3 protein-coding genes are annotated in these 2,282 nt (G+C 64.2%); all 3 read right to left on the bottom strand.

The genetic code is table 11. The features are described 5' to 3' along the window. Positions 1-22 precede the first annotated feature (22 nt). The gene (gene grxD, locus AC5JJ6_RS06670; protein WP_044431287.1) at positions 23-361 is read right to left on the bottom strand and encodes a Grx4 family monothiol glutaredoxin; all 339 of its coding nucleotides are present in this window, start codon (positions 359-361) and stop codon (positions 23-25) included. A gap of 41 nt (positions 362-402) precedes the next feature. Then, on the bottom strand, positions 403-642 hold the full coding sequence (locus AC5JJ6_RS06665) for a BolA/IbaG family iron-sulfur metabolism protein (RefSeq protein ID WP_044431288.1): 240 nt from the start codon (positions 640-642) through the stop codon (positions 403-405). Positions 643-673: 31 nt separating this feature from the next. Continuing rightward, positions 674-2,282 (bottom strand): phosphoribosylformylglycinamidine synthase subunit PurL (gene purL / locus AC5JJ6_RS06660; RefSeq protein ID WP_496041286.1); only part of this gene is annotated, 1,609 nt, incomplete at its 5' end.

Raw genomic sequence — 2,282 nt, 5'->3', positions numbered from 1 at the left:
AGCAAAGGACCAGAAGAAACCCTCAGGCCTTGACCTGCACGTCGATACCGTTGGTGCTGAGCAGTTCCTGAAGCTCGCCCGACTGGTACATTTCCCGGACGATGTCGCAGCCGCCCAGGAACTCGCCCTTGACGTAGAGCTGGGGGATGGTCGGCCAATTGCTGAACTGCTTGATGCCGTCGCGGATGCTCGGGTCGGAGAGCACGTCGATGCCCTTGAACTTGACGCCCAGATGGGTCAGCACCTGAACCACGGTGGACGAGAAGCCGCACTGAGGGAACACGGGTGTCCCCTTCATGTAGAGGACGACGTCGTTCGACTCGATTTCGCTCTTGATCCGCTCTGCTACGGAGTTATCCATATTTCGATATCCTCGTCAAAACGACCGGCGCCGTGGCCCGGTCAAGCGTCTTTCGGAACAGATGTCTGCAAGGCAAGGGCGTGAAGCTCACCGCCCATGCGTCCCTGCAAAGCATCATAGACCATTTTGTGCTGCTGAACGCGCGTCTTGCCTTTGAAGGTCGCGGACTCGACATAAGCGGCGTAATGGTCGCCATCACCACGCAGATCTTCGATCCGCACGTCGGCATCTGGGATACCTTCTTTGATCAGGCTCTCGATGAGAGCAGCGTCCATCGCCATTTTCAGCCTTCCCGCTCAGCTCGTGAATTCATTATTCCAGACTACCCGCCATGTATGCGGGCAGCCAAGCTTCATGGGCCGTCCTGAGACCACCCACCGATATGGCGTCGCCGCCGTTCAGTTTCAACGCGTCGCCGCCCGTGGTGCCAAGTCGCAGCACCGGCACTCCGGCGGCCTCGGCTTGAGCCACGACGGCGTCGGCATCCGATGTCGTGACGACATAGCGCCCCTGATCCTCGCCGAACAGGAATCCAGCCTCGCCGGTTCCCGCCGGCACGTCGATGGACGCACCCAGCTTGCCGGCCATCGCCATTTCCGCCAGCGCCACCAGCAGACCGCCGTCCGACAAGTCGTGGCAGGCGGTGACCGCCCGTTTTCCGATCAGGTCGCGGATGAAATCGCCGTTCCGCTTCTCGGCAGTCAGATCGACCGGCGGCGGCGAACCTTCCTCGCGGCCATGGATCTCGCGCAGATACAGCGACTGCCCGACATGGCCCTTGGTCTCGCCGACCAGCAGGATCGCCTGATCCGCCGCCTTGAAGGCGATGTTGACCGCCAAGGTCGCATCGTTCAGCAAGCCGACGCCACCGATCGCCGGAGTCGGGAGGATGCCGACGCCGTTGGTCTCGTTATAAAGGCTGACATTGCCCGATACGACGGGGAATTCCAGCACGGTGCAGGCGTCGACCATGCCCTCGATGCAGCCGGCGAACTGTCCCATGATCCGGGGCTTCTGCGGGTTGCCGAAGTTCATGTTGTCGGTGATGGCGAGCGGCTTGGCGCCCACCGCCGTCAGGTTGCGCCACGCCTCTGCAACTGCCTGCGCACCGCCCCGGACCGGATCGGCGAAGCAGTAGCGCGGCGTGCAGTCCGTCGTGATGGCCAATGCCTTGTTGGTCCCATGGACGCGGACCACGCCGGAATCGCCGCCGGACAGCGCGATGGTGTCGGCGCCGACCTGACTGTCGTACTGCTCCCAGATCCACCGGCGCGACGCCAGATCGGGGCAGCCGATCAGGCGGTGCAGGATCTCGGTTGCCGGGCCGGGCAGGGGGACCGATGCCGCGTCGATATCGGCCTGCGGCGGGGTCGGCTCCCACGGACGCTCGTACAGCGGCGCCCGGTCGACCAGCGGCGCCACTTCCAGGTCGCAGTAGGTCTCGCCATGCATCTTCAGCACCAGCCGGCCGGTGTCGGTGACGCGGCCGATGACGGCGAAGTCCAGTTCCCACTTGTCGAAGATCGCCTTCGCCAGTTCCTCGCGGCCCGGCTTCAGCACGATCAGCATGCGCTCCTGGCTTTCCGACAGCATGATCTCGTACGGGCTCATGCCCGTCTCGCGCTGCGGCACGTCGTCCAGGTTCAGTTCGATACCCAGCTCGCCCTTGCCGGCCATTTCGACCGAGGACGAAGTCAGGCCCGCGGCGCCCATGTCCTGGATCGCGACGATGGCGTCGGTCGCCATCAGCTCAAGGCAGGCCTCGATCAGCAGCTTTTCGGTGAACGGGTCGCCGACCTGGACCGTCGGCCGCTTTTCCTCCGAGTCCTCGGTGAACTCGGTCGAGGCCATAGTGGCGCCGTGGATGCCGTCGCGGCCGGTCTTGGACCCGACATAGACGACCGGGTTCCCGATGCCGGCG

The sequence above is a fragment of the Skermanella sp. genome, from assembly GCF_059503625.1.
Note: the sequence above shows the minus strand (reverse complement) of the source record. Positions and strands in the feature narration are given on the sequence as shown.

Excerpts from the sequence above, each read along its gene's own strand:
- AC5JJ6_RS06665 (WP_044431288.1), bottom strand. The coding sequence starts at position 642 with ATGGCGATGGACGCTGCTCTCATCGAGAGCCTGATCAAAGAAGGTATC.
- grxD (WP_044431287.1), bottom strand. The coding sequence starts at position 361 with ATGGATAACTCCGTAGCAGAGCGGATCAAGAGCGAAATCGAGTCGAAC.